We start from the raw sequence: 26,048 nt of genomic DNA, 5'->3' as shown, positions 1-26,048 counted from the left end.
CTGTGCATCGCCGCCCGGTAGAACATCAGTATGAACAGGCTGCCTTGGGTTATTACAAGCTCGATGCATCTGAGCCGAGGATCGCATCGAAGGTAGCGTACTGTGAATGGATGCTTGGCCACGACGAAGAGGCATTCAATCGCCTCATGTCGCTTGGCGAAGAGCTTGACGCAGATGGTGTAGGCCTTCTGAGCGAGTTGATTCGTACTCGCTATGGTGACAAAAATCGTAGTGCACACATGGAGGCGATTTGGCCGCGCCTTAAGGCCATTACGACGGCTGATTCCGTACCGCTTTTGGCTGCCGAGGCACGCGCACGTGGTTTGTGGCCTGGAGACGCTGAAAATCGCGAACAGAGGCGCCGAGAAATCGAGAGGCTGCTTTCTCTTCACCCGACCAGTCAGCGCATTCGCCTAGAAGTTCTTAACGAGTTGCGATGCTCCGACTCTCCGGCAGAGGAACGATACGCATTGTTGCGCGGTTGGAACAGTAGCGACCTAATCCCGAGGTTCCAATGGGAATCTGCTTGTGTGGCTGCTGAAGTGCGAAAATTCGACGAGGCAATCGATTACCTCCGCCAACTGGAAAAGAGAGAGCGTCAGAGCGCACGCCCATCACAGAACCTACTTCTGAATATCGACCTCGCGCGGTGCGATATCACAGTTCGCTCTGCTGATGCTCCCGATTTTATCTGGCTACGATGCAATTCTGAGCGGCACTACGCTCGACGGCGAAAATAGCGCGCGCGTTGTTCATGCAGCACTTGCGGCCGCCTGCAGTTTCGCCCCGGAACGGGTTGCCGAGCTGTGCGATGGTTTGCTCAATGCACTCAAATCAACCGAGTATGGATTCCCGATCGATGCTTCAGCGCTGTTCAACGAGTCGTATCCCGTCAGTGGTCAAGAATGGGACGACTATGCCCATACTTGGCCGTGCGGCAACCTCTTTCCCCATCGAGATATTCTTCTCGCAACTACACAAGGCCACGCGAACGCGTTCCTCCGCGCCGCTTTCGCCGCGTCAAAAATTAACGAAAACTATATGCACGACGATGTAGAACCGGAACTCCCAGCGGGATTCTGGGATGACATCGTAGCGCTTATTGGAAATAGTACAGGAGATGATTCTGAGCTCGGTGGCAAAACTTTTGCCACTCCAAAAAAATGCCGCTCGCGCGCATCGCCATAGTCCCAACTGGACTGCGTTAGGGCAGTCTTGGATAAAATCCGAGATACTTCGCAGCCCCGATGACTATGCCGTCACTTACGGATGGCTGACCCTGAAGGCAGCGACACGAACCGCCACCTCTGCACGGACCTTTACCTCTGGAGTTCTCAAGCAATTGCGCGATAGCGCAATTGAGTCGCCCCAAGCGTATGACTTGGTTGAACCACTCGTGGAAATCCGCATTCGCGCTCGTGAATCTCGGCGTTGAGACAAAGTGCTCCGGTTTGCATCGCCGAGGCAGAGCTCCAATCTGTGACCATTAAAATTGGCGCATTGCACAATAAGAATACGCGTCGCCGCAGACTTTGTTGCATCTGAACCGCTCTCCCTCACTTACCGCAAACTTTGTTGTGCACCCATAACAACAAAAAAAAGCGTCACGTTGCCGTGACGCCTTAAAAAGTTCTAGCCATTCCGAGGGCCGTGCTAGAACCTGAGAGAAGGTCATTCGAAAGGCGCAAGCGCATTGGACGGGCAATCGATCCTGGATTTCGGGATTTTTCCGCTCGCGCGCACCAAAATGCAGCGGAGACAAGCGACTTTCGAAATGCGGTTCCATTTTTTATGGTTATGCTGACTAAGTCAAGCAAAAAGATGTAGTCGGCCATCGATCGGCAATTTCTTCCGATACAATGATTTTTCTTAAAAATGTATGAATGGGTGCCCCGGTTTGGAGATGTCCCTGCCTCTGTGAGCGGCCATCAACAGGTTGGCGCACGAACAATTTGAAATGCTGTTCCAAAAAAACGCATGAACCGATCCACTCCCAACCAACCCGTCGCCGCCAAGGTCACCGCCAGCAAAGACCGAGACGGCCCGGGCGATGAAGTCACCGCGCTCGCGCGCGGCCTGACCGTACTGCGCGCCGTCGCCGCCGCACACGCACCACTCAGCAATCGCGAACTCGCCGAGTTGACCGGCATCCCGAAGCCCACCGTGTCGCGCATCACCGCGACGCTCGTGGGCACAGGTTTTCTGCTGCGACTACCCGACAGCGAGCGCTTCGTGCTGACTTCGTCGGTGCTCGAACTGAGCAACGGCTTTCTGCGCAACTTCGACATCCGCTCGCGCGCGCGGCCGTTTCTGATCGAACTCGCGGAACGCACCGCGTTGTCGGTGCATCTGGCGGTGCGCGACCGCTACGACATGGTCGTCATCGACGCGATCCGGCCGCGTTCGGCGGTGCTCGTGTCGCGACTCGAAATCGGCTCGCGCATGAGCTTGACGCGCACCGCCGTCGGCCGGGCGTACCTCGCGGCGCTCGCGCAACCGGACCGCGACCGTCTGCTGGTCGGCCTGCAGACGGCCGAAGGTGACGATTGGGGCTATATCGGCAGCCGTCTCGCAAGCGCGATCCAGGACACCCTCGAGCGCGGCTTCGCAATCGCCACCGGCGAGTGGTACAACGGGCTGAACGCGATCGCGCTCGGCTTCGTCGGGCCGTCGGGCGAGCGCTACGCAGTCAATTGCGGCGGCTCGGCCGACCAATGTCCGCGCGACTGGCTGATCGCGCGCGCCGCGCCCGCGCTGCTCGAATGCATCGACAAGATCGTCCTGGAGATCGGCGGCACGCCGGGGCGCCGGCTCGACGAATAAGCCGTCGGCGGCAACGGGCGCCAAACGGCGCCCCGCGCGGATCGAACGCGGCGCCAGCCGCCCGTGATCTGCGAGAGTGGCGACGGCGGCCCGCCCTCGCCCGACGATGCGCCGACATGCTGTAACCTTCGTAATCAACCGAAAAATACGCGGCTGGACTGTTACAGACGCCGCAACGTACGATCACGCATCCCGTTGCGGGACCGCGCGCCGCGAGCCGTGAGCGTCGTCGAACCGGCCGCGTCCAGCCGTGATGATTCCGCATTGCGTTAACATCCCTGTCCCGCGCCTCGGGTAGCATCGCGCTGAACATTGCGCGGCGCCCGCCGCCACGACCGCCTGACATGCCGCCCATGTGCCGGCCCACCGCCCTTCGATGGCGGCGACCGCATCGGCGGCTCACATCATCAAGCCAGCCACCCGACCGAACCGATGGACGAACAACAAAAGCACCCGGAAACCGAACGCCCTGCCGCTCCCCAGCCGTCCGCGAACGGCGCGCAATCGAGCGCGCCCGGCGCGGTGAAACGCCACCGCGGCCGCACCGTCGCGCTGATCGTCGCGGCGCTGGTCGTGTTCGGCGTCGTGCTGTGGCGCTGGCATCCGTGGGGCGGGCCCGGCAGCGGTGCGAGCGCGCCGGGGGCGGCGAGCGGCGCGCGCAGCGGCCGCTTCGGCCGCGGCGGTCCGAACGCGATGGCCAACATGGCGCAGCCGGTGCACGTCGCCGCCGCGACGCAGGGCGAGATGCCGGTCGTGCTGACCGCGCTCGGCACGGTCACGCCGCTCGCCACCGTCACCGTGCTGCCGCAACTGAGCGGCGTGCTGCAGGACGTCTATTTCAAGGAAGGCCAGATGGTCAAGAAGGGCGACGTACTGGCCCAGATCGACCCGCGCCCGTACGAAATTTCGCTGCGCAACGCCGAGGGCACGCTGGTGCGCGACGAGGCGCTGCTCGCCACCGCGCGTCTCGATCTGAAGCGCTATCAGACGCTGCTCGCGCAGGACTCGATCGCGAGCCAGCAGGTCGACACGCAGGCGTCGCTGGTGCGGCAATACGAAGGCACGGTAAAGTCCGACCAGGCCAACGTCGACAGCTTCAAGCTCGACCTTGTGTACGCGCGCATCACCGCGCCGGTGTCGGGACGCGTCGGTCTGCGTCAGGTCGACCCGGGCAACTACGTGACCTCGGGCCTCACCAACGGCATCGTCGTGATTACGCAGCTCGATCCGATCAGCGTGTTGTTCACGACTTCCGAAGACAATCTGCAGCAGATCATCCAGCACACGCAGAACGGCGAGTCGCTGTCGGCCACCGCGTACGACCGCAGCAACACGCATCCGCTCGAAGTCGGCTCGCTAAAGACGATGGACAATCAGATCGACACGACCACCGGCACGATCAAACTGCGCGCGATCTTCGAGAACAAGGACAACGGCCTGTTCCCGAACCAGTTCGTCAACACTCGCCTGCTTGTCGATACGATCAGGAACGCGGTGATCGTGCCGACCTCGGCGGTGCTCAACGGCTCGATGGGTACCTTCGTGTACGTCGTGAAGCCCGACAACACGGTCACCGTGCGCCAGGTCAAGGTCGGCCCGGTCGACGGCGAGCGCACCAGCATCCAGTCGGGCCTCGCGGTCGGCGAGCGCGTCGTGATCGACGGTTCGGACCGGCTGCGCGAAGGCGCGAAGATCACGATTCCGGCCGAGCGGCCGCGTGGCGCGTCCGGCGCATCGGCCGCATCCGGCGCGCACGCGCACGCGCATCGCGGCCGGCACGCGGCGCAAGCATCGCAATAAAGTAAAGGCACGGCACTTACCGCATGAATCCATCCCGCGCTTTTATTCTGCGTCCTGTCGGCACCGCGCTGCTGATGGCGGCGATCATGCTGGTCGGCCTCGTCGCGCTGCGCTTTCTGCCGCTGTCCGCGCTGCCCGAGGTCGACTATCCGACGATCCAGGTGCAGACCTTCTATCCGGGCGCGAGCCCGGACGTGATGACGTCGTCCGTGACGGCGCCGCTCGAGAGACAGTTCGGGCAGATGCCGTCGCTGAACCAGATGTCGTCGCAAAGCTCGGCCGGCTCGTCGATCATCACGCTGCAGTTCAGCCTCGACCTGCCGCTCGACATCGCCGAGCAGGAGGTCCAGGCGGCGATCAACGCGGCGGGCAACCTGCTGCCGTCCGACCTGCCCGCGCCGCCGATCTACGCGAAGGTCAACCCGGCCGACGCGCCGATCATCACGCTCGCGATCACGTCGAAGACACTGCCGCTCACGCAGGTGCAGGATCTCGCCGACACGCGTCTCGCGCAGAAGATTTCGCAGGTCGCCGGGGTGGGTCTCGTGAGCCTGTCGGGCGGCCAGCGCCCGGCGATCCGCATTCAGGCGAACCCGCGCGCGCTCGCCGCGTACGGCCTGAATCTCGACGACCTGCGCACCACCGTCTCGAACCTGAACGTCAACACGCCGAAGGGCAATTTCGACGGTCCGACGCGCAACTACACGATCAACTCGAACGACCAGTTGACCGACGCCGACGAATACAAGAGCGCCGTGGTCGCGTACAAGAGCGGCCGTCCGGTGATGCTGACCGACGTCGCGAGCATCGTGGCGGGACCGGAGAATACGAAGCTCGGTGCGTGGGTCGACAACACGCCCGCGATCATCCTGAACGTGCAGCGCCAGCCAGGCGCGAACGTGATCCAGGTGGTCGACAGCATCAAGGCGCTGCTGCCGCAGTTGCAGCAGTCGCTGCCCGCCGCGCTCGACGTCGAGGTCGTCACCGACCGCACCACGACGATCCGCGCGTCGGTGCGCGACGTGCAGTTCGAACTGGCGATGTCGGTCGTGCTGGTCGTGCTGGTGATGTACCTGTTCCTCGCCAACATCTACGCGACGATCATTCCGAGCCTATCGGTGCCGCTGTCGCTGATCGGCACGCTCGCGGTGATGTACCTGTGCGGCTTCTCGCTCGACAACCTGTCGCTGATGGCACTGACCATCGCCACCGGCTTCGTCGTCGACGACGCGATCGTGATGATCGAGAACATCGCGCGCTACGTCGAGGAAGGCGACACGGCGCTCGAAGCCGCGCTGAAGGGCTCGAAGCAGATCGGCTTCACGATCATTTCGCTGACGGTCTCGCTGATCGCGGTGCTGATTCCGCTGCTCTTCATGGGCGACGTGGTCGGGCGCCTGTTCCACGAATTCGCGATCACGCTCGCGGTGACGATCGTCATCTCCGCGGTCGTCTCGCTGACGCTCGTGCCGATGATGTGCGCGAAGCTGTTGCGCCACACGCCGCCGCACGACAGTCACCGTTTCGAGGCGAAGGCGCACCGCTTCATCGACTGGGTGATCGCGCGCTACGCGGTCGCGCTCACGTGGGTGCTGAACCGTCAGCGCTCCACGCTGGTCGTCGCGGTGCTCACGCTGGTGCTGACCGGCCTGCTGTACGTGTTCGTGCCGAAGGGCTTCTTCCCGGTGCAGGACACCGGCGTGATCCAGGCGATCACGCAGATGCCGCAGTCGGTGTCGTTCGCATCGATGGCCGAGCGTCAGCAGGCGCTCGCCGACCAGATCCTGAAGAACCCGGACGTCGAAAGCCTGACCTCGTTCATCGGCGTGGACGGCAGCAACATCACGCTGAACAGCGGCCGCATGCTGATCAACCTGAAGCCGCGCGACGACCGCAGCAATACCGCGAGCGAGGTGATCCGCCAGTTGCAGAAAGACGTCGCGCATATTCCGGGCGCGTCGCTCTACATGCAGCCGGTGCAGGACCTGACGATCGACTCGACCGTCAGCCCGACGCAGTATCAGTTCATGCTGACCGATCCGAACATCAGCGAATTCACCACGTGGGTGCCGAAGCTGGTCGACCGGTTGAAGCAGTCGCCCGAGCTCGCGGACGTCGCGACCGATCTGCAGGACAACGGCCGCTCGGTGTTCATCGAGATCGACCGCGCGACCGCCGCGCGCTTCGGCATCACACCGGCTACGATCGACAACGCGTTGTACGACGCGTTCGGCCAGCGCATCATTTCGACGATCTTCACGCAGTCGAACCAGTACCGCGTGATTCTCGAAGCGCAGCCGACGATGCAGCACTACACCACGTCGCTGAACTCGATCTACCTGCCCTCTTCCACGTCGACGGGCGGACAGGTGCCGCTGTCGTCGATCGCGAAGTTCATCGAGCAACCCGCGCCGCTGCTGGTCACGCACCTGAGCCAGTTCCCGGCCACCACGGTGTCGTTCAACCTCGCGCCGGGTTCGTCGCTCGGCGCGGCGGTCAAGGCGATCCAGCAGGCCGAGAAGGACGTCGGTCTGCCCGCGTCGTTCCAGACGCGCTTCCAGGGCGCGGCGCTCGCGTTCCAGGCGTCGCTCGCCAACGAGCTGTTCCTGATCCTCGCGGCGATCGTCACGATGTACATCGTGCTCGGCGTGCTGTACGAGAGCTTCATCCATCCGATCACGATTCTGTCGACGCTGCCGTCGGCCGGCGTCGGCGCGCTGCTCGCGCTGCTGATCACCGGCCACGATCTCGACATCATCGGCATCATCGGCATCGTGCTGCTGATCGGTATCGTGAAGAAGAACGCGATCATGATGATCGACTTCGCGCTCTACGCCGAGCGCGAGGAAGGCAAGCCGCCGCGCGAGGCGATCTACCAGGCGTGTCTGCTGCGCTTCCGGCCGATCCTGATGACCACGCTCGCCGCGCTGCTCGGCGCGCTGCCGCTGATGCTCGGCACCGGCGCGGGCTCGGAGCTGCGCCGGCCGCTCGGTATCGCGATCGCCGGCGGCCTGATCGTGAGCCAGCTGCTGACGCTGTTCACGACGCCGGTGATCTACCTCGCGTTCGATTCGCTCGGCCGCCGGCTGCGCGAGCGCTTTAACCGCGGCGATTCGTCCGGTAGCGCCACGCCGCCCGCCACCGATGCAGGGAACTGAGCGATGAACCTGTCGCGTCCGTTTATCTCCCGTCCGGTCGCCACCACGCTGCTGGCGATCGGCATCGCGTTGTCGGGGGTATTCGCGTTCACGAAGCTGCCGGTCGCGCCGCTGCCGCAGGTCGACTTCCCGACCATCTCGGTGCAGGCGACGCTGCCGGGCGCGAGCCCGGAGACCGTCGCGACAAGCGTCGCGAGTCCGCTCGAGCGGCATCTCGGCTCGATCGCCGACGTCACCGAGATGACGTCGCAGAGCTCGGTCGGCTCGACGCGCATCACGCTGCAGTTCGGCCTGAACCGCAACATCGACGGCGCCGCGCGCGACGTGCAGGCGGCGATCAACGCGGCGCGCGCCGACCTGCCCGCGAGCCTGCGCAGCAACCCGACCTACCACAAGGTCAACCCGGCCGACGCGCCGATCCTGATTCTCGCGCTGACATCGAGCACGCTGACGGCGGGCCAGCTCTACGATTCGGCCGCGACGGTGCTGCAGCAGTCGTTGTCGCAGGTGCAGGGGGTTGGCGAAGTGGATGTCAGCGGTTCGGCGAATCCGGCCGTGCGCGTCGAGTTGCTGCCGCACGCGCTGTCGCATTACGGCATCGGCCTCGAGGACGTGCGCGCGGCGCTCGCCGCGGCCAATGCGAACAGCCCGAAGGGCTCGATCGAGTTCGGCGAGAACCGCGTACAGCTGTACACCAACGACCAGGCGAGCAAGGCGTCGCAATACAAGGACCTCGTCATTGCCTATCGCAACGGCGCGCCGGTCAAACTCTCCGACATGGGCGAAGTCGTCGATTCGGTCGAAGATCTGCGCAACCTCGGTCTCTTCAATGGCAAGCGCTCGGTGCTCGTGATCCTGTACCGGCAGCCGGGCGCAAACATCATCGAGACCGTCGACCGCGTGAAGGCGATGCTGCCGCAACTGCACGCGTCGCTGCCCGCCGACGTCGACATCGCGCCGACCTCGGACCGCTCGACGACGATCCGCGCGTCGTTGAGGGATACCGAGCGCACGCTCGTGATCGCGGTCACGCTCGTCGTGATGGTGGTGTTTCTGTTCCTGCGCAACTGGCGCGCCACGCTGATTCCGAGCGTGGCCGTGCCGATCTCGATCGTCGGCACGTTCGGCGCGATGTACCTGATGGGCTTCTCGATCGACAATCTGTCGCTGATGGCGTTGACCATCGCGACCGGCTTCGTCGTCGACGACGCGATCGTCGTGCTCGAAAACATCTCGCGCCACATCGAAGACGGCGTGCCGCGCATGAAGGCCGCGTTCATCGGCGCGCGCGAGGTCGGCTTCACGGTGATGTCGATCAGCATTTCGCTGGTCGCCGTGTTTCTGCCGATCCTGCTGATGGGCGGCATCGTCGGGCGGCTGTTCCGCGAGTTCGCGCTGACGCTGTCGCTCGCGATCGCGGTGTCGCTGGTCGTATCGCTGACGCTCACGCCGATGATGTGCTCGCGCCTGCTGCGCGAGCCGCACGAGAAAGAACAGGAAAGCCGCTTCGGCCGCTGGCTCGAACGCGGTTTCTCATCGATGCAGCGCGGCTACGAGCGCACGCTCGGCTGGGCGCTGCGGCATCCGCTGCTGATCGTCCTCGTCCTGCTGCTGACCATCGCGCTGAACATCGCGCTCTACATCATCGTGCCGAAGGGCTTCTTCCCGCAGCAGGATACGGGGCGCCTGATCGGCGGCATCCAGGCCGACCAGAGCACGTCGTTCCAGGCGATGAAAGGCAAGTTCTCGGAGATGATGGCGATCGTCGGCAAGAACCCCGCGGTCGACAGCGTGGTCGGCTTTACCGGCGGCCGGCAGACCAACTCGGGCTTCATGTTCGTGTCGCTGAAGCCGAAGAGCGAGCGCAAGCTCTCCGCCGACCAGGTGATCCAGCAGCTGCGCGCGCCGCTCGGCGACGTGGCCGGCGCGCGCACGTTCCTGCAGGCGGTGCAGGACATTCGCGTGGGCGGCCGGCAGTCGAACGCGCAGTATCAGTTCACGCTGCTCGCCGACTCGACGCCCGATCTGTACAAGTGGGGGCCGAAGCTCACCGAGGCGCTGCAGGCACGCAAGGAGCTCGCGGACGTGAACTCCGACCAGCAGCAAGGCGGTCTCGAAGCGATGGTGACGATCGATCGCGCCACGGCATCGCGCCTCGGCATCAAGCCCGCGCAGATCGACAACACGCTGTATGACGCGTTCGGCCAGCGCCAGGTGTCGACGATCTACAACCCGCTGAACCAGTATCACGTCGTGATGGAAGTCGCGCCGCAATACTGGCAGAGCCCGGAGATGCTGAAGCAGATTTTCGTCAGCACGTCGGGCGGCAGCGCGAGCGGCGCGCAGACCACCAACGCGCCGGCCGGCACCGTGACGTCCAGAGCGACCAGCACGTCGACCACGACGAGCGCGGCAACCGGCGGCATGGCCGCCACCACCGCGACGAGCGCGGCCAGCATCGCAGCCGACTCCGCGCGCAATCAGGCCATCAACTCCATCGCGGCGAGCGGCAAGTCGAGCGCGTCGTCGGGCTCGGCGGTGTCGACCGCGAAGGAGACGATGGTGCCGCTGTCGGCGATCGCGAGCTTCGGGCCGGGCACCACTCCGCTATCGGTCAATCACCAGAGCCAGTTCGTCGCCTCGACGATCTCGTTCAACCTGCCGCCGGGCGTGTCGCTGTCCACCGCCACGCAGGCGATCTACGACACGATGGCCGAGATCGGCATGCCCGCCACCATTCACGGCAGCTTCCAGGGCACCGCGCAGGCGTTCCAGCAGTCGATGTCCGACCAGCCGATCCTGATCCTCGCCGCGCTCGCGGCGGTGTATATCGTGCTCGGCATCCTGTACGAGAGCTACATCCACCCGCTGACGATCCTGTCGACGCTGCCGTCCGCGGGCGTGGGCGCGTTGCTCGCGCTGCTGCTGTTCAAGACCGAGTTCAGCATCATCGCGCTGATCGGTGTGATCCTGCTGATCGGCATCGTGAAGAAGAACGCGATCATGATGGTGGACTTCGCGATCGACGCGTCGCGCAAGGGAATGTCGTCGCGCGACGCGATCTACCAGGCCTGTCTGCTGCGCTTCCGGCCGATCATGATGACCACCTTCGCCGCGCTGCTCGGCGCGTTGCCGCTCGCGTTCGGCAGCGGCGAAGGCGCGGAGATGCGCGCGCCGCTCGGTATTTCGATCGTCGGCGGGCTGATCGTCAGCCAGATGCTGACGCTCTATACGACGCCGGTCGTCTATCTGTACATGGATCGCATCCGCGTGCGCTGGGAGGCGAGAAAGGCACGCCGCGCGGGTGGCGCGGCGCCGACGTCGTCATGACGTAGTGAAGGTGGCGCTCACAGCTTCTGCTCGATGGCCAGCGAGAAAATCCGCTGCCATCGGCGCGCCGCCCGCTCGTTCGACATCGGCACGAGCCACTCGCCGTGCCGTGAGTCCTTGACCTTCAGCGCGAGCCGCGCCTGTGCGTCGCGGCCCTGTGCTTCGGCGCCGAGCAGATCGGCGAAGATATACGCGCCCTGCTGGTCGCCGACGCGAATCTCGCAGAGCCGCTTGGCCGCCGCGAGCCGCACCGAGCCCCAACTGCCCTTCAATTCGTGCGTCCAGTCGCCGTCGCGCACGTTCGGCGCGACTTCGCGGCGCCGCTGCCGCCAGTACGCGAGCGCACCGGCGATCAGCAACGCAACCAGCACAGCCACACCCTCCGCCACCGCCAGCCCGAAAGCGGCCTGCAGCGCATAAAAGGCACGCACCGCGCCGTACCCCAGCGCGATCAGCGCAATCAACGCAACGACAATCGGCATCGCAAGCTCATCCGGCAAATGGTTTTAGTCGGCTAGCGCGGGCAAACGCGACGGCGCGTTCGGCCCCTCACTGCGCCTTATGCGCGGCCGACCACTCCTTGAGCGCGTTCAGCGTGTTCTCGACATGCTTGTCGGGCGACAGGCTCGTGTACTCGTAGATGATCTTGCCGTCGGGCGAGATCACGTACGACACGCGATTCGCCATGCCGGCCTTGAACGGCATGGCCGCGTCGTACGCATTGATCACCTTCGCGTCGGCGTCGGCCGCGACCGGGAATTTGCTGCGGCATTCGCTGACCGAAAACTTCGTCAGCGTATGGATGTTGTCGTGCGACACGCCGATCACCGTCGCGCCGTACTTCTTGTATTGGTCGACCGCATCGGCGAAATCGTGCGCCTCGATCGTGCAGCCCTTCGTGAACGCGGCCGGATAGAAGTACAGCACGACCGGGCCCTTCTTCAGTTCGTCGGCGAGCGAATACGTGTAGGTCTTGCCGCCGAGCGAGGCCTCGGCGGTAAACATCGGCGCCGTATTGCCGGGCTTCAGGGTTGCCGAGGCGAGCGGCGAATGCATTGCGAATCCGAACGCCATGACGGCGGCCAGTACCGCCGGTATGTGTTTTGTCTTCATCTGCTCCTCCACGCGTGAGCGCACGCAATTGATCGGGTCCATCGGAGACAGCTTCGGCCGACGTCACAGGCCGTCGCTGAACTTTCTATTGGACCACGGATGCGCACGCGGCGTGGCTCGTCGCCCGGATCACAAGCGAATCGAAAGGGTGCGGCGCGCGAGCTCGACGCCTCAAACGCCCAATTCCGCCACGTGCGCGCCGAACCACGCCGCCGCCGACAGGTTCAGCTCCGACAGCACGTCGGGCGTCAGCGCGTGTAAGCCCGCCGCCGTCGCGACCGGCGCCGCGTCGCCGCCCTCGCCCGCGACCTCGGCGATCAGCAGCAGCGCGCCCAGTTCGCCCTTGCGCGCGACGATCGCGTCGCGAATCTGCGGCGCCAGGCCGAGTTTCTCGAGCACCGCGTCAGGCGTGCTGTCGAGCACGATGTGCACGAGCGAAAAAATCCCGGTCATGAACGCGGCGTCGGCGAATTCGCCGTCGGCCGGACGCAGCCAGTTCGCGGCGAGTTCCATGAAGCGCGAGCGCGTCGCCGCCAGTTGCACGAGCGGATCGGCGCGCCACGGCAACTCGCCGGTGTCCGAGTACAGCAGCAGTTGCGCCCAGCGTGCGATCTGCCGCGTGCCGGTCGCGATGATCGCCTCGCGCAGCGACGCGATGTTGCGCCCGAGGCCGAATGCACTCGAATTGACGAGCCGCAGCAGTTGCACGACCACGCCCGGATTGACCTTCAGCTCCGCCTCGAGCTCGACGATGCCGGCGTCGCGCGACAGCAGCGCGAGCAGCCGCAGCAGGCCCGGGCGCAGCGAGCGGTTGCGCGGCGCGGCCAGCACCTGCGGCCGCGCGAAGAAGTAGCCCTGGAACAGATCGAAACCGAGCTCGTGGGCGAGCGCGAAGTCCTCGCGCGTCTCGACCTTCTCGGCGAGCAGCGTCTTGCCGTGGCCGCGCAGCGTCGATGCGAGCTGCGCGACGGCGCGGCGCGGCGTCTGCACGAAATCGATCTTGACGATGTCGGCGTACGGCAGCATCGCGCTCAGCTCGTCGGACAGATCGTGCACGTCGTCGAGCGCGACCTGGAAGCCGGCGCCGCGCAACTCGCCGAGACGACGCGCGAGCGAGGCGTCGTAGCGCACGGTTTCGAGGATTTCGAGCACGAAGCGCTCGGGCGGCATCAGATGGACGATGTCGCTAAAGAGCAGCGCGCGATCGATATTGACGAAGCCGCGATGCTGGCCGAGCACGGCGGGTACGCCGATTCCGCCGATCGTGCGCGCGACCACCTGCGCGGTGGCCTGCGTGTCGTCGCTGATTTCGGCGTAGTTGTACGTTCCGGCACGGAACAGCAGCTCGTAGGCGTGAAGCGCGCCATCGCGATCGAGAATCGGCTGGCGGCCGACATAGACATACTGCGGGGCAGCGTCCAGCCCCCCGTGCTCACGATAGCCGGCCGACGCGCCGGCGAGGACATCACGCACCTCGACGTCCCGCGGGACGGGCCGTGGGGCTCTGGCGGACCTGACGACGGGGCGTTCGGACATGGATCATCAGTGCAAGGTTCGGAAAGTCTATGCAGCGCGACGTCATCAGCGTCGCCAAATAAAGGGGATTCGCCGTATTAACGGCCGCGAGGCGACGTCACTTTAACCGAATCGTCCCGGCGACGGCGCCGGGCTTCTCCTTACCAGTTGTTTTTCTCCACGGGCCGCTAAAGATTTCCCCGCATGCGTCGTTATCTCGTTCTGATGGGGCGGCCTGCTATCTCCTGGCCGCCCGGAGCGGCGGACAAGCAGCCCCGCCTGCGGACGAACCCAGGTTGCCAGCGACAAACATGGAAGCGAACACGATCACCGCGCCCCGCCGGGGCTCCTTGCGCACGGTCATCGACCGGCTGTGGGCGTTCGGCCGGCGCGAGGACGACGACCAGCCGAGCAGCGCGAACCGCCCGCCCCCACTGGAACAGGTGGTCGGCGCGGTCGATCTGCTCGCGCACGTCGACGATGCGCTGCGCTTCATCTACGTGTCCGACGCGAGCCTGCGCTTCATCGGCTATCACCGCGAATACCTGAAAACCGCGACGCTGCACGATCTGGTCGCGCCCGCCGACGTGCCGCGCCTCGACGCGCTGCTCAAGCTCGCGGCGGCCTCGGGCAACGTCGAAAAAGCGACGCTCGGGCTCGTCAAGTCGCTGACCTATCCGATCACGGTCGAGCTGCGGGTCGTGCGCAGCAGCCACGACGGCGTCGACGGCTACGCGATCGCCGGCTTCGACGTGTCGTCGTGGCGCGCCACCGAAGAGCGCCTGACCCAGGCGCTGCATCTGGACCGGCTGACCAGCCTGCCGAACCAGTCGGGCTTGCTGCACGCGTTGCTCGACGCGCAACAGAAGGCCGACGCGCACGGCACGCCGGTCGCGCTCTTGCTGCTCGATCTCGACGACTATCAGCGCGTGAACCGCGCACTCGGCTACGACGCCGGCGACGAGATGCTGCGCGACACGTCGCGGCGGCTGTTGAACATGACGAGCCCGAACGAAACGATCGCGCGCGTCGCCAGCGACGAGTTCGCGATCCTCGTGAAGCCTGCCGCGAGCCGCACCGACGCGGCGGCGGCCGCCGAAGCGCTGGCGCGGCGTTTGTTGACCGCGATCCAGCAGCCGTACGTGTTCAAGGGTCAGCAGGTGCACCTGTCGGCCAGCATCGGCATCGCGCTGTACCCGGACGTGCGCCACGCCAACGACACCGGCGGCCACGACACGCACCTGCTGCGCTGGGCCGACCACGCGCTGTTGCAGGCGAAGGCCGCGGGCGGCAACACGCTGGCGTTCTACGTACCCGACGACAACCCGGCCGACGCCGAGCGCCTCAAGCTCGAGGCCGACCTCTACGACGGCGTACGCAACGGCGAGTTTTCGCTACACTTCCAGCCGATCACGAGCAGCCGCACGCGGGGCGTGGTCGGTGTCGAGGCGTTGATTCGCTGGACGCATCCGGTGCATGGCCTCGTGCCGCCGTCGATGTTCATTCCGCTCGCGGAGTCGATCGGGCTCATCAACTTTCTCGGCAACTGGGTGCTGAAGGTCGCGTGCATGCAACTGATCCAGTGGGACGCGAAGGGCATCTCGCTGCAGTACGTGGCCGTCAACGTGTCGCCGCAGCAGTTTCGCGATCCGCGCTTCAAGGACTCGGTGCGCGAGGCGATCGAGCTGACCGGCATCGATCCGCGCCGCCTCGTCTTCGAGATCACCGAAAGTCTGCTGATGCACGATCCGGCGCACGCGAAAGGCTTGCTCGAAGAGCTGACCGCGATGGGCATCCGCTTCGCCGTCGACGACTTCGGCACCGGCTATTCGAGCCTCGCGTACCTGCAGCGTTTTCCGCTCGCGAAGCTGAAGATCGACCGGAGTTTCGTGGAGAATCTGCTAACCTCGCGAAACGATCAGGCAATCGTTAGCGCTGTCGTCGGCCTTGCGCAGACGCTCGACCTCGAACTGGTAGCCGAGGGCGTCGAAACGGAAGCGCAACGCGCGTTGCTCACCGAGATGGGCTGCGATCACATTCAGGGCTGGCTCGTTTGCAAGGCGCTGCCGTCCGAGGAACTCGCGCAGCGCTTCGAATCGCGCGAGCTTCAGTTGCACGGCGCGTAACGGGCGATGCAGACACGACGCCCAGGCAGCGCAACAAGCCGGCTCACGACCGGCATGGCATTCACTGGAACACGTATGGCTTTTGCGGGACTCACATGGTAAAGGCGGCAGTGCTCGACCGGCTCTGGACGCGAATGAGCGAGCGCGGCGATTTCCCTATGCTGTCGCAATCGCTGCGCACCACCATGGCGGCAGTGACCAACGACGACCTCGACTTCACCGGCCTCGTGCAAGTGGTGCTGTCGGACTTCGCGCTCACCCAGAAGGTGCTGCGCCTCGCGAACTCGGCGATGTACATCGCGTTCGGCGGCAACATCACGACCGTGTCGCGCGCGCTGATGGTGCTCGGCATGGATGCGGTCGGCCATCTGGTCGTCGGTCTGAAGATCGTCGATCACTTTCATCAAAGCGCGCCGCGCCGCATCGACGCGAAACTCGAACTGAACCGCACGCTGCTGTCGGGCTGCGTCGCGCGCAAGCTGACCGAGCGCGGCGACCTGCGCGCCGGCGAGGAAGCGGTGGTCTGCACGCTGATGCGGCAGATCGGCAAGCTGCTGGTCGTGTTCTATCTCGACGCCGAATGGGACCAGATTCGCCGCCATATCGACGGCGGCGCACTCGAAACCGATGCGTGCGTGCTCGTGCTCGGCGTGACGTTCGATGAAATCGGCGCCGAAGCCGCGGTGCGCTGGCGCCTGCCTGACACGATCCGCTCGGGCATGGGCGAGTTCGATCCGGAGGATGTGACGCAACCGCGCCAGGTGCAGTGGCTGCGCGCGATCACCAATTACTCGACCGCGGTCGCCGACGTGCTCACCCAGCAGAACATGCCCGAGGGGGAGCGCGAGGCACGCATCGGCGAGCTTGCGCACGAGTACAGCGGCGCGCTGAACACCGACCCCGAGGTGCTGCTGCAGATGAGCGTCGCGCTATCGCGTGAGGATGGCGGCGACAGCGTGATGCGCGAGATCGTCGAGTTACGCGCGAATGCCGATGCGATCGCGCGCGAGGCGCTTACACCCGAGGCGCGCATCGAGATCGGGGTGAAGGATCTGCGCGGCCTGCCCGAGGGCAGCCCGCTCGCACCGACGCTTGCGATGGCCGCCGAGACCGTGCTCGCGGCGCTCGGCTTCTCGCGCACCGTGGTGTACGTCAAGCACAGCAGCGGCACGTTCAAGGCGCGTCTCGGCTTCGGGCCGAAGATCGACGCGGCGCTGCCGCGGCTCTCGTTTAGCACCGCGTTCGAACCCGACGTATTTCATCTCGCGATCGCGAACTCGGTGGGCATCTTCATCGAGAATGCGCGCGATCCGAAGATGGTCGCGCGGCTGCCCGAGTGGTTCCGGCGCTCGTTCGACGACGCGCGCGCGTTCGTGCTGCTGCCGATCGTCGACGAAACCGATCAGACGGTCGCGCTGCTCTACGGCGACTGGTCGCATACGCAGGAGGCGCGCCGCATCTCGCAGAAGGAGATGAGCGTGCTCAACGAACTGGCACGGGAGTTAGGACGTTTTTTCGGCCAGGGGCAGATGCGGGAAATGGAGACGATGTGAAGACCTGGCGTGATCGTTGATCACGCCGCTTCACGTCGATCCTTTCCGTGTTTGCCCGCAAACGATTTTATCCGGGCACCGTGTGGGGCTTTTACCCCACTCAATCCTCGATCCGCTCGAGCCCTTCCGCGCCGCGATCCGCGACGCCAGCCCATGCGCCGGCCGCGAGACCCATCTGCGCCACCTCTTCCACGGTCAACGGAGCAAGACGCTCGCATAGCGTGGCGACGCGCTCCCATGCGCCGCCTTCGAGCGCTTCGACCGCGCTCAACAGCAGACCCAGCCTGCCCTCGCGATGCAGGATCGCGGCCTGGATCGGTCGCGACAGCGTAAGGATGTTCAGCGTATTTTCGAGCGAGCCGCCGAACACCGCATCGACGAACGAAAACACACCGGTCAGGAAGGCCGCATCGGCTTCGTCGCGGCCCGCCTCGGGCATGCGCTCGATCGCGAGTTCCATGAAGCGCGCGCGCGTGGCCGCGAGTTGCAGCAGCGGATCGTCCTCCAGCGCGACCTTGCGGCCGTCTGCGTAGAGCAGCAGCTGCGTCCAGCGCGCGATGCGGTCGGTGCCGGTCGCGTTGATCGCGTCGCGCAGCGTCGTCACCTTGTGACCGACCGCGAGGCCGCTCGAATTCGCGAGCTTCATCAGATGCATGACGAGCACCGGGTTCAGCTTCAGCTCGGCTTCGAGCTGCGCGACCGTCGGGTCGCCCGCGAGCAGTTGCAGCAGATTGAGCAGCGCGTGGCGCGGCGCGCTGACGCGGCGCGTCGCCGAGCTTTGCGCGCGCGCGAAGTAATAACCCTGGAAGCGGTCGAAGCCGAGCTCGTGCAACGTTTCGAAGTCGGCCTGCGCATCGACACCTGATGCGAGCAGCAGCTTGCCAGCCGACTTCAGCACGCTCGCGAGCTTCGGCAGCAGCGCGCGCGGTGTGCGCGTGACGTCGATCTTGACGACTTCGGCGTACGGCAGCAGCTTCGCGAAAGTCTCATTGGGCTGCGTGACGTCGTCGAGCGCGAAGCGGTAGCGGCGGCCATGCAGATACACGACACGCGCGATCAACGCGTCGTCGACTTCGAGCGATGAAGGCAGCTCGAGCATGAAGCGCTCGGCGGGCAGTCTCAGGATCGCGTCGTCGAGCAGCAGCTCGCGGCTCACGTCGACGTAGGCCGGATGGCCGGTCAGCGCGCCGCGCACGTCGCCTTGCACGAGCCCGCGCGCGATCGCGCGCGCGACGCGTTGCACCGGCGTGGGCGCGCGGCCCGGCAACGCGTCGGTTTCGGGAGGGAGATCGGTATTGGCTTGCGGGGCGGTGAGGTCCGCGTCGGCGAGCGGCAGCTCGGGCGCACGCACCTTGATCTCATAGCCGCACAGCATGCCGTCCCGATTCAGAATGGGCTGCCTTGCGTAGCTGGCGGTGAGCGACGCGTCGTCGGTCGTGCCGCTGTGGCTCAGAGTCTCGATTGCGATGGTGGTCATTCCAGTCCCCCGCTCGGCGCCGCTGGCGCCTTGCCGCTATGTTCTGTTTTTCGCTGCACGTTGGCGCGTTTCCGTGACGTTGCAAGCTCCGTCGCGCGCGGCAGTGTGCGTCGCAATTTTATCGCAGCGCCATTGGGCACGAACAGGCTTACGAGGCAATATCTCGAAATATTTGCTGAACGTTTGCGACACGCGCGCAGAAAGCAAAACGGCCGCAACGCGCGGCCGTTTTGCACACTTCGATGCATCGTTACTTCAGCACGACTTTGACGTCGAAGTATTTGGCGGCGAGGCGGTCGATGGTGCCATCCGCCTTCAGCTCCTTCAACGCGCCGTTCAGCGCATCCTTCAGTGCCTTGTCGTTCTTGCGCACGCCGTAGCCGACACCCGCGCCGAGCAGCTTGTCGTCGCTGACGGCCGGACCGGCGAACTCGAAGCCCGCGCCCTGCGGCTTCTTCAGAAAGCCCTTCGATGCCGCTTCGGCGTCCTGGAACGACGCATCGAGACGTCCCGACGCGAGGTCCGCGTAGATCTGGTCCTGCGTCTGATAGGGCACGACGTCGACCCCGGCCGGCGCCCAGCGCGCCTTCGCATAGGTTTCCTGGATCGTGCCCTGCAGCACGCCGACGTGCTTGCCCTTCAGCGATGCGGGCGTCGGCTGCAGAGCGCTGCCCTTCTTCGCGATCATCTGGTTCGGGATCGTGTAGATCGGATCGGTGAAGTCGATCGCCTGGCGACGCTGGTCGGTGATCGTCATGTCCGAGTTGATCGCGCTGAACTTGCGCGCTTCGAGCGCCGGGATCAGGCCGTCGAACGAGTTCTCGACCCACACGCATTTGGCCTTCAGCTTCGCGCACACGGCATTGCCGACGTCGATGTCGAAGCCCTGCAACTCGCCAGCGGGCGACTTCGATTCGAACGGCGCATACGACGCCTCGACGCCGAAGCGCACTTCCTTGATCTCAGCCGCCGACGCGGTGCCTGCCGTCAACACCGCCGTCGCGACCAGCGCGAGCGCGGCCAGGTTGGGCCAATTCTTCTTCATTACGGATGTTCCTTTACGGTGTGGACTGAAACGGAGCCGATTCGGCGCGCACAGGCGGATTACGCCCGCCGCGCTTCGGACTCGCGCGGCCGGCGTGACCCGTAGATGCGACAGCCGCGAAGCCGGCGATTGTACATGGAACCTGTCTAGACAAGCCTGGACAGCGTATCGGCGGTGGTGTCGACGACGAGCAGACCGGCGCGCAGGCCGGGCTTGACCGTCGGGTTCGGAAACACGATGCGCTCTTCGTCGCGCTGCACCGTGTATCGATAGTCGCCGTCGCGCGCCAGCAAGCTGCCCTTTATGAGCGGCGTGAAGTTCGGTACGTCCGGCGCGAGCAGCAGCTCGAATGCGTCGCTTTGCTTGGTCAGTTGATCGACGACGGTGAACACACGCGGCAGAGCGGCTTGCGCGTCGGCTCGCGTGCCGGCCAGCAGCGCGCGCACCGCGAGATCCGCGCCCTCGAAGCGTGTCAGGTCGTTCTCGCCGAACGGCCGCACCTTGCCGAGTTCGAGCGTGCACGCAGCAGCGCCACACGCTTGCGCGGTGAAGTGCGAATAGGTGTTGCCCTTCGTCGTGTGCAGCAGCACCGCGCTGATACGCGCGTCGCCGAGCCATTCGAACATCGCGCGCGAAAACGGCTTGCCGGTATGCGGCAACAGCGCGAAGCGCTCGAACACCGACGCGCGGATCGCCGTATGCATGTCGATATGCCAGCGCGCGCCGGGCGCGGCGGACGCGTCGGCGAAAAAGCGCGTCGCGGCCTGTTCGAGCGCGGCCGCGCGCGGCGCCTCATGACTGTGCGGCAGTTGCAGATGACGGCCGCTGAACAGCCGGTTCAGATCGTCGTCGCGATAGCGGCCGCCGTCGCGCATCGCCTCGATGTTGCCGAGAATCACGAGCAACCGGCATGCAAGCACGGCGCGGCCCTGCGCGATATCGGCGACGATGCGCGACAGCAGTTCGATCGGCGCGGTTTCGTCGCCATGCACGCCGGCCGACACGAGCACGCTACGGATGTCCGCGTGCTGCTCCGCGGGCTCGATGACGAGGACACCGTCGCCCTGCCACGTCCAGCGCACGCCGTTCGCACACGTGCCTTGCGCCTGCTGCGCGGCAGGCCGGGACCCCGCGAGCGTCCACGCGAGAAAATCGTCGAGCATCGCGCTCGGGGCCGCCATCGGGTGCTCAGCGCTGGAAGTCATACAGCGAGCCCAGAGCGAGGATTTGCGTCAGCTCATCGAGCGCGGTGCGCGACTCGACCAGCAGCTTCGGATCGGTGAGATCGGCGGGTGCGAGACGATCGCGGTAGTGCGTTTCGATCCACGCATCGAGACGGCCGAACAGCGTGTCGTCGAGCCACACACCCGGCGCGACCGCGGCGCGTTCGGTGTCGTCGAGTACGACGCGCAGACGCAGACATGCGGGCCCGCCACCGTTCTTCATGCTCTCGCGCAGATCGAACACGAGCACTTCGTCGATCGGACCGCTGTGCGCAGTCAGCTCATCCAGATACGCGGCCACCCGCGGATTTTCGCGGCATTCCTGCGGCACGACCAGCACCTGTTTGCCATCGGGCCGAGTCAGCAGTTGGCTGTTGAACAGATACGACGTCACCGCATCGGCGACGCTGACCTGAGCGTCGGGCACTTCGATTACGTTGAACCCTGCGTGCAGGCTCGCGAGCTTCGCGCGCAGCTCGTCGTACACCGCCTGCTGCTCGACGAACGCGAGCTGATGGCAGAACAGCGTGTTGCGATTGCCGACCGCGATCACGTCGTTATGGAACACACCCGCGTCGATCACTTCAGGGTTCTGCTGCGCGTACACGGTCGCCGCTTCCTGCAAGCCATGACGATGCGCGACCGCGCGGCTCGCCTCGAACGTCTGGCGCGCCGGATAGCGCTTCGGTTCCGGCCCGCGACGATACTCGCTGCGGCCATACACGAAGAATTCGACACCGCGCGCATTGTATTGCTCGCAAAAGCGCGTGTGATTCGCCGCGCCCTCGTCGCCGAGCGCGGGCGTGCCGGGCAGCGCCTCGTGCACGACGAAGCGGTCGGTGTCGCTGAACATCGCGCGCAGCGTGCGGCGTGTCGACTCATGTTCGATCGCGCGATGCAGCTTGCTGCACAGATTGGCCGGCGTGAAATGCACGCGGCCGTCGTGCGTATCCGCGGACGGGCTCACCGTCGCCGCGTTTGCGGTCCACATCGCCGAGGCCGAACTCGCCGCCGCGAGCAGTTCGGGCGCGTTGTTCGCGACGCGCGCGATCACCGAAGCATCGTCGCCGGAAAAACCGAGCTCGCGCAACAGACGCATCGACGGACGCTCCTGCGGCGGCAGCACGCCCTGATGAAAGCCGAGGTCCGCCAGCTGCTTCATCTTGCGCAGACCCTGGCGCGCGGCGGCCTTCGGATTCGCGACCGACTTCTCATTGTTCTGCGACGCGACGTTGCCGAACGACAAGCCCGCGTAGTTGTGAGTCGGGCCGACCAGACCGTCGAAATTGGCTTCAGTGGCTTGCAGCATCGTCGATCCTTAGAATTGAAGGCCCGGCGAGACGCTCGCGGGCATGGTCAGTTGCGCGCTCTCGACCGAGGCCATTGGGTATGCGCAGTAGTCGGCCGCATAGTACGCGCTCGGCCGATGATTGCCGGAGCGGCCCGGCCCGCCGAACGGCGCTCCTGAAGAAGCGCCATTGGTCGGCCGGTTCCAGTTGACGATACCCGCGCGAATCGTGCGCTGGAAATGCGTCCACAGCGCTTCGTCGTCGGCGAGCAGGCCCGCCGAGAGACCGAACTCCGTATCGTTCGCCCGTTCGAGCGCGTCGTCGAAATTGCGGTAGCGGATGATCTGCGCGAGCGGACCGAAGTGCTCCTCGTCGGGCAGGTCCTTTACGTCGGTCACGTCGAGGATCGCGGGCGTGACGAAGCCGAGTTGCGGATCGCGCTGCTCCATTTTCAGCAGAGCCTTCGCGCCGCTCGCGAGCAGACGCTCCTGCGCGCCGATCAAACGCGAGGCCGCGCGCGCCGACACCACGGCGCCCATGAACGGCTGCGGCTTGGCGTTGTATTCACCGACGCCGATGCGCGCGGTCACTTCCGTCAGGCGCGCGAGGAAACGCTCGCCGAACGCATCGTCGGGCACGAAGATGCGGCGCGCGCACGTGCAGCGCTGCCCCGCCGACAGAAACGCCGATTGAATCGTGTGGTGCACGGCGGCGTCGAGGTCCGCGACCGGGCCGATCACGAGCGGATTGTTGCCGCCCATTTCGAGCGCGAGCACGATCTCCGGCCGTCCGCCGAACTGTTTGTGCAGCAATGTTCCGGTATCCGAACTACCGGTGAAGAACAGTCCGTCGATCTGCCGGTGATTCGCGAGCGCGATGCCGGTGTCCTTCTCACCCTGTACGAGATTCAGCACGCCGGCAGGCAGCCCCGCGTCGCGCCAGATCTGCACGGTCAGCGCCGCGACGCCGGGCGCAAGTTCGGACGGCTTGAACACGACCGCATTACCGGCGATCAGCGCGGGCACGATATGCCCGTTCGGCAGATGGCCCGGGAAGTTGTACGGCCCGAACACCGCCACCACGCCATGCGGACGATGCCGCAGCACCGCGGTGCCGTCGGCCATCGCCGAGCGCTTTTCGCCGGTGCGTTCGTTGTAGGACTGAATCGAGATCTCGACCTTCGCGGCCATCGAGCCCGCTTCGGTGCGCGCTTCCCACAGCGGCTTGCCGGTCTCGCGGCCGATCGCTTCGGCGAGCGCTTCCTTGCGCTCTGTCACGAGCGCGGCGAAGCGGCGCGCCACCGCGCAGCGCTCGTCGAGCGTCAGCGCCGACCACGCGGCGAACGCGCGGCGCGCGCTACGTACCGCGCGATCGACGTCGTCCGCCGACGCGCTGTTGCCTTCCCACACCACCGCGCCCGTGCCGGGATTGCGCGATGCGAATACGGGTCCTGTGCCGGCGGCCCATTCGCCGTCGATGAAAAGCTCGCTCATGATCATCCTTGTTTGTGTTTCAACGGCAGCACCCGCAGCGGATCGCCTGCCTGCACGCGAAGCGCGTCGGCCTCGGCCGCGCTCAGGCGGCACACACCGTTGCGCGGCACGCCCGCCACGACGCCAACGCGAAAATCGCCGAGCGATGTATTCGATACCATCGACTTCGGCCCGTCCTGCGCGGCTTGCTCCGCTGCCTCGCCAATTTCAGCCGCCACCAGCACGCTTTCGCGCACCGTGCGCAAATCGGCTATATGGCATTCGAGCACCGGACCCGCGTCGAAAATATCGACGTGATTCTCATAGCGCAGCCCTTCGGCCTCGAGCATGCGGCGCGCGGGAATCGTGTCGTTATGCGTGAGGCCGACGCAGCGCTGCGCCTCTTCCGGCAACAGTTCGACGTACACCGGATAGCGCGGCATCAACTCGGCGAGAAACGCCTTGCGGCCGTGCGAGCTCAGATAGTCGGCCGCGTTGAAATCGATCTGGTAAAAATGCGAGCCGACCGCGCGCCAGAACGGCGACGTGCCCTGCTCGTCGAAATGGCCGCGCAACTCCGCGCACAGACGCTGCGGAAAACGCTCGCGAAACTGCGCAAGAAACATGAAGCGCGAGCGCGACAGCAAGCCGCCGACGCCGCTCGTGCGATAACGCGGGCTCAGGAACAGCGAGCACACTTCCGCATAACCGGTGAGGTCGTGCGAGATGTTCAGCGCGTGCATGCGCGTCCAGATGCCGAGATCCTGGCTCGCGTGCACGACCGTGCTCACGCGATAGTTGTAGAACGGCTGCTGCAGACCCACCGCCGTTTCGATACCGCAGACGCCGGCCACGTCGCCGGTCGCGGTGTCTTCCATCACGAAGAAATAACCGGCCTCGTGCGGCGCGGCCTGATCTTCCATTGTGCGGCGCGCGCGCTCGACACGCGCCGCGAGCGCATCGCGATCCGGTTTGAAGGTGGTCAGGCCCGGCCCGGTCTCCTGCGCGAGCCGCATCAGCGCATCCACATCGCCTCGTTGTACTACGCGAACGACGATCATTGCGCTTCTCCCGATTGTTCATCCTGCGGCTGATGCAGCGGTACGCAGCGCACCGCATCGCCTTCCCGTACGCCGAGCGCGGCGCGCGCCGCCTGGGACAACCCGGCGCCCGATTCCTTGCCGGGCGCGAGATCGCCGAGCACGCAACGGAACTCGCCGGCGGCGCCGTTGTGCGCGATCAGGTACGTTGCGCCGTGCGTCGCAGATGCCTCGCGCACGACGCGCGTTTCGTTGTGCTGCACGCTGACACTGCGATCCACCTGCGCGGTCAGTACCGGACCCGCGTCGAAGATGTCGACGTAGCGATCCGTCTCGAAGCCTTCCTCGAGGTGAATCTCATACGCGAGCAGCGCGTTCGCGTCCGGCTCGCCGAGCACGCGCTGGGCCGCCTCGGGCAACAGCGGGACATACACGGGATAGGTCGGCATCACTTCGGCGATGAAGGTGCGGCTACGGCCGCCCGATTCGACTTCGATGTCGGCGAAATTGCGGCCGAAAAACTTGCGCCCCACCGCTTCCCAGAACGGCGATACACCGTTTTCGTCGGTCACGCCGAGCAGCAGCGAGAACACCTCGGGCGTGAAGCGCTTGCGATTCGCGGCGATGTACATCATCCGCGCGCGCGACATCAATTGCGCGGCCGCGTCGCCGCGCAGCGACGGGTCGATGTAGTAGCCCGCGAGCCGGCTCTTGCCGGTCAGCTCGTGCGACATCGTCAGCGCGTGAATCTTGCGATTCACGTGCAGTTCGCGCGACGCATGAATCAGCGCGTCGTTGCGAAACACGTAGAACGGGTCCGCGTAACCGGCCGCCGCGACGATGCTCGCGGTGCCCATCAGCTTGCCGCTCTCCGAGTCTTCGAGCACGAACAGATAAAACTCCTCGCCCGGAAAATCGACCTCCGCGCGAAACGAGTCTTCCGACAACGCGACCCGCGCTTCGAGCGCGCGCCGGTCGTGCGGCAGGGAATGCAGCACCGGCTGCGCGGTGCGCGCCATATGCTCGAGCGCATCGAGATCGGCAAGGCGGCCTGGACGTACGAAGAGCATCATCGTTCCTGTTG

The 26,048-nt window shown here is 65.4% G+C and carries 17 protein-coding genes; 7 read left to right on the top strand and 10 right to left on the bottom strand.

Translation table 11 applies throughout. The features are described 5' to 3' along the window. Positions 1 to 675 precede the first annotated feature (675 nt). The 5 genes from OKW27_RS35500 to OKW27_RS35480 all read left to right on the top strand — a co-directional run bounded on the left by OKW27_RS35500 (position 676) and on the right by OKW27_RS35480 (position 11,111). Positions 676 to 1,188 carry a hypothetical protein gene (locus OKW27_RS35500; RefSeq protein WP_429336201.1) on the top strand — a complete coding sequence of 171 codons (513 nt, stop codon included), beginning with the start codon at positions 676 to 678 and terminating at the stop codon, positions 1,186 to 1,188. 789 nt (positions 1,189 to 1,977) lie between these two features. Further along, positions 1,978 to 2,823 (top strand): IclR family transcriptional regulator, encoded by an 846-nt coding sequence (locus OKW27_RS35495; protein ID WP_090804023.1) that lies wholly within the window; start codon positions 1,978 to 1,980, stop codon positions 2,821 to 2,823. Positions 2,824 to 3,255: 432 nt separating this feature from the next. Further along, complete coding sequence (locus OKW27_RS35490) at positions 3,256 to 4,623, top strand: MdtA/MuxA family multidrug efflux RND transporter periplasmic adaptor subunit (RefSeq protein WP_429336200.1); 1,368 nt, start codon at positions 3,256 to 3,258, stop codon at positions 4,621 to 4,623. 23 nt (positions 4,624 to 4,646) lie between these two features. Next, on the top strand, positions 4,647 to 7,781 hold the full coding sequence (locus OKW27_RS35485) for an MdtB/MuxB family multidrug efflux RND transporter permease subunit (RefSeq protein ID WP_429336199.1): 3,135 nt from the start codon (positions 4,647 to 4,649) through the stop codon (positions 7,779 to 7,781). Positions 7,782 to 7,784: 3 nt separating this feature from the next. Then, positions 7,785 to 11,111: an efflux RND transporter permease subunit gene (locus tag OKW27_RS35480; RefSeq protein WP_429336198.1), complete on the top strand. Its 3,327-nt coding sequence runs from the start codon at positions 7,785 to 7,787 to the stop codon at positions 11,109 to 11,111. Positions 11,112 to 11,128: 17 nt separating this feature from the next. On the opposite strand, the gene OKW27_RS35475 is transcribed toward OKW27_RS35480, so the two are convergent. From OKW27_RS35475 to OKW27_RS35465, 3 genes are all read right to left on the bottom strand, one after another. Continuing rightward, positions 11,129 to 11,593: a hypothetical protein gene (locus tag OKW27_RS35475; protein WP_090804017.1), complete on the bottom strand. Its 465-nt coding sequence runs from the start codon at positions 11,591 to 11,593 to the stop codon at positions 11,129 to 11,131. 67 nt (positions 11,594 to 11,660) lie between these two features. After that, complete coding sequence (locus OKW27_RS35470; RefSeq protein ID WP_429336197.1) at positions 11,661 to 12,224, bottom strand: peroxiredoxin; 564 nt, start codon at positions 12,222 to 12,224, stop codon at positions 11,661 to 11,663. 171 nt (positions 12,225 to 12,395) lie between these two features. After that, positions 12,396 to 13,697: an EAL and HDOD domain-containing protein gene (locus OKW27_RS35465; protein WP_429336196.1), complete on the bottom strand. Its 1,302-nt coding sequence runs from the start codon at positions 13,695 to 13,697 to the stop codon at positions 12,396 to 12,398. A 353-nt stretch (positions 13,698 to 14,050) separates the two neighbouring features. Between OKW27_RS35465 and OKW27_RS35460 the strand changes: the two genes are divergently transcribed. Together OKW27_RS35460 and OKW27_RS35455 are read left to right on the top strand one after the other, a co-directional pair. After that, positions 14,051 to 15,865, top strand: coding sequence for a putative bifunctional diguanylate cyclase/phosphodiesterase (locus tag OKW27_RS35460; protein ID WP_429336195.1), 1,815 nt, complete (start codon positions 14,051 to 14,053; stop codon positions 15,863 to 15,865). A 95-nt stretch (positions 15,866 to 15,960) separates the two neighbouring features. Beyond that, positions 15,961 to 17,418, top strand: coding sequence for an HDOD domain-containing protein (locus tag OKW27_RS35455; protein WP_090804012.1), 1,458 nt, complete (start codon positions 15,961 to 15,963; stop codon positions 17,416 to 17,418). A gap of 100 nt (positions 17,419 to 17,518) precedes the next feature. Here the strand turns inward: OKW27_RS35455 and OKW27_RS35450 are convergent, their stop codons facing one another. From OKW27_RS35450 to aruF, 7 genes are all read right to left on the bottom strand, one after another. Then, entirely contained in the window at positions 17,519 to 18,895 is a 1,377-nt protein-coding gene (locus OKW27_RS35450; RefSeq protein ID WP_429336194.1) for an EAL and HDOD domain-containing protein, read from the bottom strand. Positions 18,896 to 19,145: 250 nt separating this feature from the next. Next, a complete protein-coding gene (locus OKW27_RS35445; RefSeq protein WP_090804009.1) occupies positions 19,146 to 19,940 on the bottom strand; it encodes an ABC transporter substrate-binding protein in 795 nt (264 codons plus the stop codon). Positions 19,941 to 20,086: 146 nt separating this feature from the next. Beyond that, positions 20,087 to 21,145 (bottom strand): succinylglutamate desuccinylase, encoded by a 1,059-nt coding sequence (gene astE, locus OKW27_RS35440; RefSeq protein WP_429336193.1) that lies wholly within the window; start codon positions 21,143 to 21,145, stop codon positions 20,087 to 20,089. Then, positions 21,129 to 22,469: an N-succinylarginine dihydrolase gene (gene astB / locus OKW27_RS35435; protein WP_429336629.1), complete on the bottom strand. Its 1,341-nt coding sequence runs from the start codon at positions 22,467 to 22,469 to the stop codon at positions 21,129 to 21,131. Before astB ends, astE begins: the two co-directional genes overlap by 17 nt. Positions 22,470 to 22,481: 12 nt before the next feature. Further along, positions 22,482 to 23,945 (bottom strand): succinylglutamate-semialdehyde dehydrogenase, encoded by a 1,464-nt coding sequence (astD, locus tag OKW27_RS35430; RefSeq protein ID WP_429336192.1) that lies wholly within the window; start codon positions 23,943 to 23,945, stop codon positions 22,482 to 22,484. 2 nt (positions 23,946 to 23,947) lie between these two features. Continuing rightward, positions 23,948 to 24,985 carry an arginine N-succinyltransferase gene (gene astA, locus OKW27_RS35425; RefSeq protein WP_184008656.1) on the bottom strand — a complete coding sequence of 346 codons (1,038 nt, stop codon included), beginning with the start codon at positions 24,983 to 24,985 and terminating at the stop codon, positions 23,948 to 23,950. After that, the gene (aruF, locus tag OKW27_RS35420; protein WP_429336628.1) at positions 24,982 to 26,034 is read right to left on the bottom strand and encodes an arginine/ornithine succinyltransferase subunit alpha; all 1,053 of its coding nucleotides are present in this window, start codon (positions 26,032 to 26,034) and stop codon (positions 24,982 to 24,984) included. The genes astA and aruF overlap by 4 nt, the downstream gene beginning before the upstream one ends. Between the last annotated feature and the right edge of the window lie 14 nt (positions 26,035 to 26,048).

The sequence above is a fragment of the Paraburkholderia sp. 35.1 genome (genome assembly GCF_050436525.1).
In the GTDB taxonomy this organism is placed as follows: domain Bacteria; phylum Pseudomonadota; class Gammaproteobacteria; order Burkholderiales; family Burkholderiaceae; genus Paraburkholderia; species Paraburkholderia tuberum.
The sequence above is the reverse complement of the archived record's forward strand: the minus strand, read 5'-3'. Positions and strand labels throughout refer to the sequence as shown.